This window comes from Spirillospora sp. NPDC127506 (genome assembly GCF_040302145.1).
Classification (GTDB): Bacteria; Actinomycetota; Actinomycetes; order Streptosporangiales; family Streptosporangiaceae; genus Spirillospora.
The window spans coordinates 50,422-63,597 of record NZ_JBEORG010000005.1; the positions used below are offsets into that span (position 1 = coordinate 50,422).

Below are 13,176 nucleotides of genomic sequence, written 5' to 3' on the forward strand. Positions count from 1 at the left end.
CCGCCCGTGTTCCGATGTGCGGCGCGCGGGTCCCGTAGGAGCGTCGACGCATGATCGAAGTACGCGAGCTGACCAAGCGCTACGGCGGGACGACCGCGGTCGACCGGCTGTCCTTCGTGGTGCGGCCGGGGACCGTGACCGGGTTCCTGGGTCCGAACGGCGCGGGCAAGTCGACGACGATGCGCGTCCTGCTGGGGCTGGACGGGGCGACGTCCGGCGAGGCGCTGGTCAACGGGGGCCGGTACACGGCGCTGCGGCGGCCGATGCGGGAGGTCGGGGCGCTGCTGGACGCGGGCGCCGTGCACGGCGGGCGCCGGGCGTTCGACCATCTCGGGTGGCTGGCGCGCAGCAACGGGATCGGCACGCGCCGGGTCGCGGAGGTCCTGGAGCAGGTCGGTCTCGCCGGCGTGGCGCGCAAGCGGGTCGGCGGGTTCTCGCTGGGCATGCGGCAGCGGCTCGGGATCGCCGCGGCGCTGCTCGGCGACCCCGGGGTGCTCATGTTCGACGAGCCGGTGAACGGCCTGGACCCGGACGGCGTCCGCTGGATCCGGGAGCTGATGCGGTCGCTCGCCGCGGAGGGCCGGACGGTGCTGATCTCCAGTCACCTGATGAGCGAGATGGAGCTGACGGCCGACCGGCTGGTCATCATCGGGCGCGGCCGCCTGGTCGCCGACACCTCGGTGCGCGAGCTGGCGGACCGCTTCCAGCGCGGCGTCCGGGTCCGCTCGCCCCGGGCGGCGGAGCTGACCGCCGTGCTCGCCGCCGCCGGGGCGCGCGTCGAGTCCGCGCCGCGCGGCGCCCTCACGGTGACCGGGCTGGACGTCGCGGCCGTCGGCGACGCGGCCGCCGCGCACGGCATCCCCCTGCACGAAGTGACACCGCACAGCGCGTCCCTGGAGGAGGCGTACATGGAACTCACCGCCGACAGCGCCGAGTACAGCGCGGTGCTCAAATGACCCGGCACGGCGGCGCGGCCGCCGCCTCCCGCCGGCCCGCCCGAGGCCCGGCCGACGACCGCGCGACCGGCGGGGCGGCGAACGGCGGCGGTCTGGGGGACGTGGTCCTGGCGGAGTGGGACAAGCTGCGGACTGTCCGGTCGACGGGTGCGGTGCTCGGCGTGGTCGCGGGGTTCACGCTGCTCAGCTGGGTCTGGTCGTGGTACGTGGCCCGCTACTGGGACGGGCTGGCGGCCGCGCAGCGGGAGACGACCGCGGTGGCGCCCCCGGGGCAGCCGCTGGCCGTCTCGCTGCCCGTGTGCGCGGTCGTGCTCGGGGCGCTGGCCGTGACGTCCGAGTACTCGTCCGGGATGATCCGCACGACGCTGGCCGCGATGCCGCGCCGGGTCACGGTGTTCCTGGCGAAGGCGGGCGTGGCGGCGGCCGCGATGTGCGCGGCGGCTCTCGTGGCGCTGGCCGCCGCGAGCGCCGCGGGGAGGGTGATCGTCGGCGACAGGCCGGTGGCGACGTTCCAGGCGCCGGCGGCCGAGGTCGCGGTCCACCTGTTGTGGCTCGGGTTGACGACGGCCGCGATCACGCTCATCTCGGTGGGGCTGGGCGCCGTGATGCGCTCGACCGCGGCGGCGGTCACCTCGGGCATGGGGATGCTGTTCGTGCTGCCGGCGCTCGCCCGGCTGCTGCCGTCCCCGTGGGACGAGCGGATCTGGTCGATGCTGCCCGGCAACCTGTCGAACCAGATCGCGGGGCCGCCCGGCTCGTCCGGCGATCACGGCGTGCTGCCGCCCGCGGTCGCGGCGGCGGTCCTGGCGGCGTACGCGGTGGCCGCGCTGGGCGCCGGCGGGTACGTGTTCGCGCGCAGGGACGCGTGATGGGCGACGTGCTCGCGGCGGAGTGGTGGAAGCTGCGTTCGGTCCGCTCGACCTATGCCGTGCTCGGGGTGACGGCCGCGTTCACCGGGTTCGTCCTGCTCTTGGCATTCCAGATGGCCCACGTCTGGGACGGCCTGCCGGCGGAACGCCGAGACGATCTCCTGCTGCGGCCCCTGCAGGAACTCGGCGGCTGGGCGGCGTCACTGTGCTTCGGGATCCTCGGCGTGCTGTCGATCACGTCCGAGTACCGGACGGGCATGATCCGCACAAGCCTCATCGCGGTCCCCGGGCGCCGGAAGCTGCTCGCGGCCAAGGCCGCGGTGATCGGCGCGGTCGCGCTGGCCGCGGGCGAGGCGGTGACCGTCGGATCGTTCCTGGGGACGCGGCTCATCGCCGGCGACCGCCCCTTCCCCGACCAGCAGGCGTCCATCGCACACGATCTCCCGGGTTTCGCGCTCGCCGGGACGGTCGTGCCGGTGTTCGGCCTGCTCGGCCTGGCGTTCGGCGTCCTGCTGCGCTCGACGGCGGGATCGGTCGTGTCGGTCGTGTTCGTGTGGCACGTCCTGCCGCTGCTCGTCTACCACCTGCCGGGACCGTGGAACGAGCGCGCCGGTTCGGTGATGCTCGGCGGACTCCCCAGGCAGATGGCGGGGCTCAGCGCGGAGAACTCCGTGTACGGCGATCTCCTCTCCCCCGCCGCGGCGGCGGCCGTGCTGGCGGCGTACGCGCTGGTCCCGCTCGGCCTCGCCGCACTCGCCCTGCACAGCCGCGACGCCTGAAACCCCGAAGGCCCACCCGCTCACGGCGGTCGGGCGGGGCTTGACGCACGGCCTACGGAACGCATGAACGGCGGCGCCCCGGTGTGGGGCTCCGCCGTTCCTTCGTCCTCGCGCGGCTCGGCGTCCCCGGCGGACGCGGCCGGGCGGTGAGGCGCGACTGGATCGCCTGGTTCAGCCCGCCTGGAGCGAGGTCGCCCGGAGGGCGAGGCGCTCGCGGAGCATGTCGGTGGCCTCGTCGATGCGGGGCGCGGCGGCCTGGGCGCGGACGCGGCGGCCGCCGAGGTCGGCGACGGCCTGGGCCAGCGCCGGGCGCGGCAGCGACGGGTCGTTGACGACGCTCAGCGTGACCTGGACGGACGTGACGCCGTGGGCGTCCGCCAGCGCCTCGCGGACGGCGCGCTCCGCCGCGGCGCGCTCGTGCGCCGAGACATCGCCCGAGGTCAGGAACCGGATCTCCGGTCTCTCACGGGTCGCGTTCATTGGCTCTCTCCCAGATGCACGGGGGTGTTCGGCTCCCTGCGGAGCGGCGGCCGTGACCGCCCCTCTGACAGGAGAACGTCCGGGCGGTTCGAGATCTTGCCCGCCGGGGACGAGAGCTTCGTCACGCCCGGAGCGGCCCGCGAAAACTCACCAAAATGCGTGACGGGCGACCTTCACGCGTCATACGACCGATCCGGGAATGGCCGGTCAGGATTGGCCGCACGCATTGCCGGAGAACGGCGGTCAATTGGTATGCCCGCGGCGGCGCCGCCGGATGTGAAATGATGCCCTGGCCGACTCAGCCGCCGCGCCGGTGCCACGTTCTGCAGCCGCACCGCCACCGACAGCACTGGTCACGGGACCGGTCCGGCGTCCGGCAGGGCGGCGCGGAGGCGGACAACCCCTCTCGGGAACGCGTTTTTCATACCTCCCGAAAACCCGTCCGCATCCACTAACATAGGGCGGTGCCGTTCCGCCTGTGCGTAGACTCCGTCGACTGGCTGGTGACCCCTTGTCCCAGGATTCAGCTGTGCCCACACCTCCGGCCGAAGACGATCCGGCCGGTCGGCTGATCGATTATCCGCGCCGCGGCGGCCCCACGGTCCTGCGCATTCTGCTCGGCGCGCAGCTGCGCCGGCTGCGGGAGGAGCGCGGGATCTCCACCGAGCAGGCGGGCTACGAGATCCGCGGTTCCCATTCGAAGATCAGCCGGATGGAGCTGGGCCGGGTCGGCTTCAAGGAGCGCGACGTCGCCGACCTGCTCACCCTCTACGGCGTGACGGACCCGGCCGAGCGGGCGCCGCTGCTGCGGCTCGCCAAGGAGGCCAACAACCCGGGCTGGTGGCACCAGTACGGCGACATCCTGCCGAGCTGGTTCGAGGTGTACCTGGGCCTGGAGGAGGCCGCCTCCCTGCTGCGCTCCTACGAGCTGCAGTTCGTCCCCGGGCTGATGCAGACCGAGGACTACGCCCGCGCCGTCGTCCGGCTCGGCTACTCCGACGCCTCGGAGGAGGAGGTCGAGCGGCGCGTCCAGATCCGCACGATGCGGCAGGCGCGGTTCACCTCTCCCGACGCGCCCACGCTGTGGGCCGTGCTGGACGAGGCGGTGGTGCGCCGCCCGCTCGGCGGCCGCGCGGTGATGCGCGCCCAGATCGAGCATTTGATCGAGATGTCGGAGCTGTCCCACGTGACGCTGCAGATCGTGCCGTTCGGCGCGGGCGGGCACGCGGCGGCCGGCGGCCCGTTCACGATCCTGCGGTTCGCCGAGCCCGGCCTGTCGGACGTGGTGTACCTGGAGCAGCTCACCAGCGCGCTCTACCTCGACAAGCCCACGGACGTCGACACCTACATGCGCGCGATGAACAACCTGTGCATCACGGCCGCGCGCCCCGACGACACCGCCCGGTTCCTCAACGGCATCCTGAAGGAGCTCTGACCCGGATCAGGGCGCTTCGCCGCCGATGACCGGCCGGTTCCGGCTGCGGCTCCCGCCCCGGAACTCGGCGATGACGCCGCCGTCCGGGACGCGCCGCACCGTCACGTCGTAGATCCCGCTGCGGCCGTAGCGGACGCGTTCGGCCGCGACCGCCTCCAGGACGTCCCCGGCGCGCGCGCTCGCCACGAACACCACGTCGGCGGACGCGGCGACCGTCACGTCGTCATGGGTGTTGCACGCGTACGCGAACGCGGAGTCGGCGAGCAGGAACACGTAGCCGCCGTGCGCGATGCCGAAGCCGTTCACCATGGTCTCGGCGACCGCCATGCGCAGCCGCGCCCGGCCCGGGGCGACCTCGACGATCTCCATCGCGAGGTCCTGCGCGACCTTGTCCCGTGCGTACATCGTCTCGGCGCATCGCCGCGCCACTTCCGCCGCGTCGTCCACCGGGCCAGCGTAGTGACCCCCGCGCGGACGCAGGTCAGGGCTTGAGAGCCGCACCCCTGGGAAGGTGATCGTGCGTCCGGAGGTTGACACGGGGTGGCCGCGCGGGCGGCCGGAACCGGAACGGAACAAGGAGGATCCGATGCTGTTCGGCAAGGAACACGTCCGGCGCTACCAGGAGACCGACGGCGAGGAGGGCCACGAGTGGCAGGGCACGGTGACGCTGCTGCTCACCACGACCGGGCGGAAGTCCGGCAAGGAGTACACGACGCCGCTCATCTACCAGACCGAGGGCGACGCCTACCTCGTCGTCGCGTCGAAGGGCGGCGCGGACGAGCCGCCGGACTGGTACCTGAACCTGGAGGCGAACCCGGAGGTGAAGGTGCAGGTGAAGGGCGACAAGTTCACCGCCCGGGCGCGCACCGCGACCCCCGAGGAGAAGCCGGCGCTGTGGCGGAAGATGACGGCGGCCTGGCCGGCCTACGACGAGTACCAGGAGAAGACGACCCGCGACATACCCGTGGTGGTGCTGGAGCGCGTCTGAGCCGCCGTCCGCGCGGGTTCCCTTCCGCGGTGCGGGCGGGGCGTGTAGCGTCGTCGTAGAACATCCATTCGACCGCCGTCCGCCCGACGCAGCCGAGGTGCCGAGGTGCCCACGCCCCAGACCGCCGACACCGACCCGCCGCCGCGGCTGCTGCGGCGCTGGGACATCGGGCCGCCGGACGCGGCGGTCCCGCTCCCCGCGGGGCCCGGCCGCCGGTGCTGGCGCGTCGACACCGCCGAGGGGGCGTTCTTCCTCCGCGAGTACGCCGCGCCCGACCGGCGCCGCCTGCTCTTCCAGCACACCGTCACCGCCGCGCTGGACGCGGCCGGGCTGCCGGTCCTCGCGCCGCTGCCCGCGCGCGCCGGCCGGACGCTGGTGACCGCCGCCGGGCGCGGCTACGTCCTGTACCCGTGGGTCGGCGGCCGCGGGCGCGGCGGGCTGGAGCTGACGTTCGGCGGCTGCGAGGCGCTCGGCGCGCTGCTCGGGCGGCTGCACGCGGCGCTGGACGAGCTGACGGCGCCCGTCCAGCAGAGCATGCTCGTGCCGACGCCGCGCGCCGCCGACGCGGCCGCCGCCGTCGAGGAGATGCTGCGCGACGTCCCGGGCGACGGCGGCGGAACCGACTTCGACGCGCTGACCGCGCGCCGGCTGCGCGAGCGCCGCGACCTGCTCGCCGAGTTCGCCGGGCACCAGCCGCCCGACATCGAGGTCAGCACGGTCGGGCACCTGCACGGGTCGTTCCACGCCGGGCACCTGCGCTACGGAGGGTCGGGCAACGTCACCGCCGTCCTCGGCTGGGGCGCGCTGACGACGGGCCCGGTCGCCGGCGAGGTGGTCCGGGCGGCCGCGCGGCTGTTCGCCCACGGCGACGAGCGCGGCCTCGACCTCGACCGGGTGCAGGCGTTCGTGCGGGGGCACCGCTCGGCGTACCCGCTGGACGCCGGGCAGATCCAGGCGGCCGTGCACCGGGAGTGGTGGGAGCGGCTCTGCGACGTCGCTCCGCTGCGGCACCGCTACCTGGGCGAGGACGGCGCCGGCGGGCGCGGCCAGGCGTCCCTGGTGGCGTGGTGGTCGGCGCAGCTCGACCGCACCCTCGACGCGTTCGCCGCGCCGTACACGGACGTGTACGCCGACGCGCCGGACGACGGCCACGCCTACGGCTGACCGGCCGGGCGGCCGGTGGGTAGGGGTATCCGGGATGCGCGGGGCGCGGCCTTGTGCGAGGCTGGCTCCGCACGATTATGAACCGGACAGTCCAAAAGGAGCCTGACATGACGCACGTCGCGATGCTCGGCACCGGGATCATGGGCGCGGCGATGGCCCGGAACCTGCTCCGCAACGGCCACCGCGTCACCGCGTGGAACCGCACGGCGGCGCGGGCGGAGCCGCTGTCCGCCGACGGGGCCGAGGTGGCGGGCTCGCCCGCCGAGGCCGTCGAGAGCGCCGACGTGGTCATCACCGTCCTCAAGGACGGCGAGACCGCGCTCGCCGTCATGACCGAGGCGGCGCCGGGGCTGCGCCAGGGGCAGATCTGGGCGCAGATGGGCACGGTCGGCCTCGCGTCCCTCGGGCGGCTCGCCGCCTTCGCGGCCGAGCGCGGGCTGACGTTCGTCGACGCCCCCGTCCAGGGCACGAAGCAGCCCGCCGAGCAGGGGAAGCTGCTGGTGCTGGCCGCCGGGCCGCAGGACGCGCGGACCGCGCTCGCCCCGGTCTTCGACACCGTCGGCGCCCGGACGCTCTGGCTGGACGAGAACGGCGCCGGCGGCGCGGGCACCCGGCTGAAGCTGGCCGCCGTCAGTTACGCCATCTCGCTGACCTCGGCGGTCGCCGAGTCGGTCGCGCTGGCGAAGGGCCTCGGGCTCGACCCGTCGCTGCTCGGCGAGGTCCTCAGCGGCGGCCCGCTCGACAGCCCCTACCTGCAGGCGAAGATGAAGGCCATGGTCGAGGGCGACTTCGAGCCGAGCTTCGCCGTCCGCAACGCCGAGACGAACACCCGGCTCATCCACGAGGCGGCGGAGTCCGCCAAGATCCGCGTGGACCTCAACGACGCGGCCGGCGAGCGCTTCCGCCGCGTCATCGAGCAGGGCCACGGGGACGAGGACATGGCCGCCACCTACCGCGCGAGCTTCCCCGCCTGACCCGCGAGGGAGGGACGGCCCCGCACGCCGCGCCCGCGCTCCCGACTGCGGCGGTGAGGATGACCGACGACTACTGGAACCACAACACCCACTACCACCGCCTCGTGCTGCGCGGCGTGCCGCGCGGGTGCGGCGAGGCGCTGGACGTGGGCTGCGGCGACGGCCTGCTCGTCCGGCGGCTCGCGTCCCGCGCCGCGCACGTCACCGGGCTGGACCGGTCGGCGGAGATGGTCGCCAGGGCGAGGCGGCTCAGCGAGGGGATCGGCAACGTCGACTTCGTCGAGGCCGGGCTCCTTGAGCACGACCTGCCCGCGGGCCACTACGACTTCGTCTGCAGCGTCGCCGCGATCCACCACATGGACTTCACCAAGGGCATGGCGGCGATGCGCGACGCGCTCCGCCCCGGCGGGAGCCTGGTCGTCGTCGGCCTCGCGAACAACCGGGGCCTGCGCGACTGGGCGTTCTCGGGGCTCGGCCTCCCGGCGCACCACGTCCACCGGCTGCGCAACCGGCGGCGCGCGGGCGAGCCCGGCGCCCCGCTCGCCGACCCGGCGATGACCTGGGGCGAGGTGCGCGACGAGGCGCTGCGGCTGCTGCCCGGCGCCGTGTTCCGCCGGCACCTGCTGTGGCGGTACTCGATCGCATGGCGCAAGCCGCGCTGACCGCCCCGGCCGACCGTCTCGTCCCCCAAGACTGGAAAACTCTGGAACTGTCCGGAAGCACCTGTACTGTCTGCGGCATGTCCCGGTCCCCCGGCGTCCCGACCCCCGACGAGCTGGAGACGCGCATCGCCGAGCTGCGCGCCGCCGTGCGGCGGGCCATGGCGGCCGGGGACCGGGGGGGCCGCCCGCGGGCTGCGCGCCGAGCTGCGCGCGACCGAGAGGGCGTGGGACGACGCCGTCCTCGGCGCGCCCGCGCCCGCCGCCCGCGCCGGCGGGGAGCGCGGGCTGCTGCCCGTCCGCGACCAGGTCCACCAGGCGCTGACGCTCCTCGGCGCGCCGGCCGCGCCCAAGCTGATCGGGTCGGTGTACGCGGCGTTCTTCCCCGGCGAGATCCCGGGGAGCCGGCTGACGAGCCTGCGCCGCGACGAGGAGCGCTCCTTCCGCACCGCCCCCTACGCGCGGCCGTACTACCTGTGCGCCGCGCTGACCGCCGACCTGCTCGCTCCGGCGCGCGGGCTGCTCACCGTGAGCACCTGGCCGCTGGAGCAGCGGATCGTCGGCCCGCTCAGCCCGCGCACCGACTTCCTCACCGCCGCGGTGCGGCTCGCCGAGCACGCCGCGCGCGGGGGCGGGACGCCGTCCCCGGACGTGCAGCGGCTGCTGTGGCGTTTCGCGTCCAACATTCCCGGCGCGGTCACCGGTACGGTCGGTACGGCCGAGCCGGCCAGGCTCGCCGCGGCCGCGCGGGCCGAGCTGGACGTCCACCGCGAACCCGACCGGCGGCGCCGCGAGGCCGCCGCGGCCCGCGCCCGGGAGCGGCTCGACGACGCGGAGCGGCTGTTCGGCAGCCGGCTGCGCGCCGTCCGCGGCTCCGGGCGCCGCCCTGCCAGCAACGGAGAGACGGACCCATGACCGACACCGCACCGGATCTGGACCGGCTGCGCGGCGCCACTCCCCCGCGCAACCACGACGCCCGCACGATCGCCGCGCTGACGTCCAATCCGGGCTGCGCCCGCCGCGGGGTGATGGACGCGGCGGGCGTAGACAAGGACGCGGTGGCGCGGGCCCTCGGGTTCCCCGCGCCGTTCGGGCAGTCGCAGTTCGCGATCACGCGCGGGAACGCGTTCGAGGCGCAGGTGAAGGCGGACGGGTGCGCGGAGCTGCTGACCCTGCTGCGCGACCGGCTCGGCCTCGACGTACCGGAGGTCGCCTACGACGACCTGGAGGTGGTCGCGGGCAACGAGGGCCGGGAGCTGCGCCACTCGCGGACCCGGCGGCTGCTCGCCCGCGCGCTGGAGTCGGGCGAGGGCACGCTGTTCGACCATCCGCTGCTGCGGCTGGAGATCGCCGGGTGCCCGGCCTATCTGGAGCCGGACGTCATCGCGTTCCAGCTCGCCGGCCGGCTGCACGTCATCGAGATCAAGTCGTTCGCCGTCGTGGACGGGCAGGCCGAGCCGGAGCAGGTCGCGGCGGCGGCCCGGCAGTCGGCGGTGTACGTGCTGGCGCTGCGCCGGCTGGTGGCCGAGCTGGGGCACGACCCGGCGCGCGTGTCGCACGACGTGTTCCTGGTCTGCCCGGAGAACTTCTCCAACCGGCCGACGGCGACGCCGCTGGACGTGCGGCCGCAGCTCGCCGTGCTCGAACGGCAGCTCGCGCGCCTCACCCGCGTGGACGCGCTGCTGGCGGAGCTGCCCGCCGATCTGAGCTTCGAGATCGGCGGAACGCTCGCGGCGTCTGTCCGGGCGGTCGAGGCCCGGTACTCGCCCGAGTGCCTGTCGGGCTGCGAGATGGCGCTGTTCTGCCGGGACGAGGCGCGCGCGTGCGGCGCGACGGGGGCGCTCGGCCGGTCCGTCCGCGACGACCTCGGCGGCGTCGACACGGTCGGCACGGCGCTCGCGCTGGCGGACGGCTCGCTGGAGCCGTCCGACGACCTGGCCGAGACGGCCGAGCAGCTGCGCGCGGCGGCCCGGCTGCGCGCCGAGGCGCTGGGCGGGGCGCTGGGCGGGGCGCTGGGCGGGGCGGCGTGATCGCTTCATGAGCGCACTGTCCTCGCTCGCGCGGTTGCAGGCGGTGGCGGCCGGGGCCGCGCAGCCGCTCGCGACCGTGCGGCACTGCCACATCCCGGACGCGCCGCTGGTGCTCGTCCCGCTGAAGCTCGCCGGGGAGGCGGCGGCGCCGCTCGCCGTCATGGCCGGCAGCGCCCCGGACGACGCGACCCTGCTGGTCGTGCCGCAGCCGCGCAACCGCGACCTGCGGTTCGCGTTCGCCGCCGACCTCGCCGAGCTCGTGCTGAACCACATCGAGACGAGCCGGGGCGAGGTGGAGGAGCTGCCGCCCGGCAAGGAGGGCGAGAAGCGGATCCGGTACGGGGACGCGCCGCAGCTGCTCGTCCCGAACCGGGGCGGCGTCGCGTTCCTGCGGCTGATGGGCCGGTCGACGCGGTTCCGCAGCACCGACGGCCCGTACGCGGTCGACCCGGCGGTGCCGGTGCTCGGCCGCTGGCTGACGTGGTTCGCCGACCGGCACGACCATCCCGGCTCGTCGCTGCTGCTGGCGATGACGGAGGCGCTGCGGCTGCACTGGGCGACCGGCCAGAGCTCGCTGGAGGACGGCAACCTCGCCGCGCTGATGGGCTGGATCGACCCGCCGGACGGCATGGACGGCCCGGCCGCCGCGGCCCGCGCCGAGGACCCGGTGCTCTGCCCGCCCGCCGGGCCCACCACCGACCCGACGTTCGACAACGAGGTCCTCGCCCCGGCGATCGCCGCCTACGACCGGGCGGGGCGCGGCTCGCGCGCCGAGGAGCGGCTGAGGAGCGTCCTCGCCGGCCAGCTCGCCCCGACGTGGGACCTGATGTGGCGGGCCGTCGGGCTGCTGCGCGCGCTGCCCGAGGGGGCCAGCGTGCCGCGCCGCTGGGAGCGCGACCGGGACGCCTTCACCCACTACCACCAGACGTTCGGCGAGGCGTATCCTCAGGCGCGCCGCGACCCGCCCGTCCGGGCGGCGCGGCGGCTGCACGACCTCGAACGCGCGCAGGACGCCTACGACGCGCAGCGCGCGTTCGACGACCCGCTGGTCATGGCCGAGCACCGGCTGGACGGCCGGGCGTTCGGCGGGACGGTCACCGAGTGCGACCCCGCCCGGCTGGACGAGACGGGCAAGCGGCCGAAGCTGCGCCCGCTGCTGCGGGTCGGCACCGAGGACCCGGTGCGGCTCGACGCCGGGACGACCGTGTGCAACGCGGCGAGGCCCGCGCTCAAGGGGAGGATCGTGGAGATCGGCGACGGGTCCGTGCTGCTGGAGCTCACCGGCGGGATGGGCCGCAAGCTCACCCCGGAGCCGGGCGCCGTCCCGCGGGTCGGCGACCGGGTCTGCTTCACCTCGCTGACCGAGGGCTCGTTCGGCGCGGCGAAGTTCCCCGACCGGGAGGACACGCCGTGGACGCACGGCGGGCCGCCCGGCGAGTACGCGCCGACCGACGAGGACGCCGCGGAGGAATGGTCGTGAGCGGGCACCCGGGCCGCCGCCCGGTGCCGGTGCCGGCCGACGGACTCGACCCGTCGGAGGCCGCGGCGCGGGTCGTCGACGGCGTCCTGTCCGATCTCGCGGGCGGGCACCGCGGCGTCGTGGTCGACTCGCCGCCCGGGGCGGGCAAGTCGACGCTGGTCGTCCGCGCCGCCGCGCACCTGGCCGGGGCCGGCGAGCGGCTGATGATCGTGGCGCAGACCAACGAGCAGGTCGACGACCTCATCGAGCGCATCGCGACCGGGCACCCCGGCATCACCGTGGGCCGGCTGTCGGCGTCGCAGTACACGCCGTCCGACCGCGTGCTGGCGCACCCCCGGGTGCGGGTCGCGCAGAAGGCCGGCGACCTGGCCGAGCACGCGATCGTGATCGCGACCGCGGCGAAGTGGGCGACGCTTTCGGACGGCTCGTGGCCGTGGGCGATCGTCGACGAGGCGTACCAGATGCGCTCGGACATGCTGCTGCGCATCGCCGGGCGGTTCGAGCGGGCGCTGTTCGTCGGCGACCCCGGGCAGCTCGACCCGTTCTCCACGGTCGAGGTCGAACGCTGGGCGGGCCTCACGTGGGACCCGATGCGCAGCGCCGTGTCCGTGCTGCTCGCGCACAACCCCGACCTGCCCGTCCACCGGCTGCCGGTGTCGTGGCGGCTGCCCGCGTCGGCGGCGCCCGTCGTGTCGCGGGCGTTCTACCCGTTCACCGGGTTCCGCGCCGGGACGGAGCCGGGCGACCGCCGGCTGGAGTTCGGCGCGCGCGGCATGGGCACCGCCTACGACCGGGCGCTGGAGGAGGCCGCGGCGACCGGCTGGGCCCTCTACGAGCTGCCGGCGCGGCACACGCTGCGCACCGACGCCGAGGCGGTCCGCGCGACGGCGGCGCTCGCCGTCCGGCTGCTGCAGCGCGGTCCCGTCGCCCACTCCGAGCGCGGGGCGGCGCCGGTGGACGCGGCCCGCGTCGCGGTCGGCGCCGCGCACCGCGACCAGGTCGCCGCGATCCGCGCGGCGCTCGGCCCGCACGGCGCCGGCATCACCGTCGACACCGCGAACCGGCTGCAGGGCCGCGAGTACGACGTGACGGTCGTCCTGCACCCGCTGTCGGGGCGCCGCGACGCCACCGCGTTCCACCTGGAGTCGGGGCGGCTGTGCGTGCTGACGTCGCGGCACCGGCACGCGTGCGTGGTGGTCGCGCGGGCGGGCATCCCCGAGCTGCTGGACGCGCACCCGTCCGCCGAGCCGGTGCACCTCGGCGTGCCGGTGAAGTTCCCGGACGGCTGGGAGGCGAACCAGTCGGTGCTCGCCCACCTCGCCGCCCACCGCGTGGCGGGCGCCTAGCCGGGCGTCCGGCGGG

The 13,176-nt window shown here is 75.4% G+C and carries 14 protein-coding genes; 12 read left to right on the forward strand and 2 right to left on the reverse strand.

Annotation, left to right across the window (positions count from 1 at the left end; genetic code table 11):
• The first annotated feature begins 50 nt into the window (after positions 1 to 50).
• From ABTW95_RS07420 to ABTW95_RS07430, 3 genes are read left to right on the forward strand one after another with little or no spacing between them, the layout of a single operon-like run.
• Positions 51 to 956, forward strand: coding sequence for a DUF8746 domain-containing protein (locus ABTW95_RS07420; protein ID WP_396447879.1), 906 nt, complete (start codon positions 51 to 53; stop codon positions 954 to 956).
• The gene (locus tag ABTW95_RS07425) at positions 953 to 1,825 is read left to right on the forward strand and encodes an ABC transporter permease (protein WP_396447878.1); all 873 of its coding nucleotides are present in this window, start codon (positions 953 to 955) and stop codon (positions 1,823 to 1,825) included. The genes ABTW95_RS07420 and ABTW95_RS07425 overlap by 4 nt, the downstream gene beginning before the upstream one ends.
• Entirely contained in the window at positions 1,825 to 2,604 is a 780-nt protein-coding gene (locus ABTW95_RS07430) for an ABC transporter permease (RefSeq protein WP_396447877.1), read from the forward strand. Before ABTW95_RS07425 ends, ABTW95_RS07430 begins: the two co-directional genes overlap by 1 nt.
• Positions 2,605 to 2,775: 171 nt before the next feature.
• Here the strand turns inward: ABTW95_RS07430 and ABTW95_RS07435 are convergent, their stop codons facing one another.
• Positions 2,776 to 3,084, reverse strand: a complete 309-nt coding sequence (locus ABTW95_RS07435; RefSeq protein WP_396447876.1) for a hypothetical protein — start codon at positions 3,082 to 3,084, stop codon at positions 2,776 to 2,778.
• A gap of 529 nt (positions 3,085 to 3,613) precedes the next feature.
• Between ABTW95_RS07435 and ABTW95_RS07440 the strand changes: the two genes are divergently transcribed.
• Positions 3,614 to 4,519 carry a Sco1979 family transcriptional regulator gene (locus ABTW95_RS07440; protein WP_396447874.1) on the forward strand — a complete coding sequence of 302 codons (906 nt, stop codon included), beginning with the start codon at positions 3,614 to 3,616 and terminating at the stop codon, positions 4,517 to 4,519.
• Between the two features lie 6 nt (positions 4,520 to 4,525).
• Here the strand turns inward: ABTW95_RS07440 and paaI are convergent, their stop codons facing one another.
• On the reverse strand, positions 4,526 to 4,966 hold the full coding sequence (gene paaI, locus ABTW95_RS07445) for a hydroxyphenylacetyl-CoA thioesterase PaaI (RefSeq protein WP_396447873.1): 441 nt from the start codon (positions 4,964 to 4,966) through the stop codon (positions 4,526 to 4,528).
• A 139-nt stretch (positions 4,967 to 5,105) separates the two neighbouring features.
• Here paaI and ABTW95_RS07450 point away from each other — a divergent pair, with 139 nt between their 5' ends.
• The 8 genes from ABTW95_RS07450 to ABTW95_RS07485 all read left to right on the forward strand — a co-directional run bounded on the left by ABTW95_RS07450 (position 5,106) and on the right by ABTW95_RS07485 (position 13,160).
• On the forward strand, positions 5,106 to 5,507 hold the full coding sequence (locus ABTW95_RS07450) for a nitroreductase family deazaflavin-dependent oxidoreductase (protein ID WP_396447872.1): 402 nt from the start codon (positions 5,106 to 5,108) through the stop codon (positions 5,505 to 5,507).
• 105 nt (positions 5,508 to 5,612) lie between these two features.
• Positions 5,613 to 6,671 (forward strand): phosphotransferase enzyme family protein, encoded by a 1,059-nt coding sequence (locus tag ABTW95_RS07455; protein ID WP_396447871.1) that lies wholly within the window; start codon positions 5,613 to 5,615, stop codon positions 6,669 to 6,671.
• A gap of 77 nt (positions 6,672 to 6,748) precedes the next feature.
• Positions 6,749 to 7,645 carry an NAD(P)-dependent oxidoreductase gene (locus tag ABTW95_RS07460; RefSeq protein ID WP_500225509.1) on the forward strand — a complete coding sequence of 299 codons (897 nt, stop codon included), beginning with the start codon at positions 6,749 to 6,751 and terminating at the stop codon, positions 7,643 to 7,645.
• Between the two features lie 59 nt (positions 7,646 to 7,704).
• A complete protein-coding gene (locus ABTW95_RS07465; protein WP_500225510.1) occupies positions 7,705 to 8,307 on the forward strand; it encodes a class I SAM-dependent methyltransferase in 603 nt (200 codons plus the stop codon).
• Between the two features lie 363 nt (positions 8,308 to 8,670).
• A complete protein-coding gene (locus tag ABTW95_RS07470) occupies positions 8,671 to 9,219 on the forward strand; it encodes a hypothetical protein (RefSeq protein ID WP_500225512.1) in 549 nt (182 codons plus the stop codon).
• Positions 9,216 to 10,334, forward strand: coding sequence for a hypothetical protein (locus ABTW95_RS07475; RefSeq protein ID WP_396451437.1), 1,119 nt, complete (start codon positions 9,216 to 9,218; stop codon positions 10,332 to 10,334). The genes ABTW95_RS07470 and ABTW95_RS07475 overlap by 4 nt, the downstream gene beginning before the upstream one ends.
• Before the next feature lie 7 nt (positions 10,335 to 10,341).
• Complete coding sequence (locus ABTW95_RS07480; protein ID WP_396451435.1) at positions 10,342 to 11,814, forward strand: hypothetical protein; 1,473 nt, start codon at positions 10,342 to 10,344, stop codon at positions 11,812 to 11,814.
• Entirely contained in the window at positions 11,811 to 13,160 is a 1,350-nt protein-coding gene (locus tag ABTW95_RS07485; RefSeq protein WP_396451434.1) for an AAA family ATPase, read from the forward strand. Before ABTW95_RS07480 ends, ABTW95_RS07485 begins: the two co-directional genes overlap by 4 nt.
• The last annotated feature ends 16 nt before the right edge of the window (positions 13,161 to 13,176 follow it).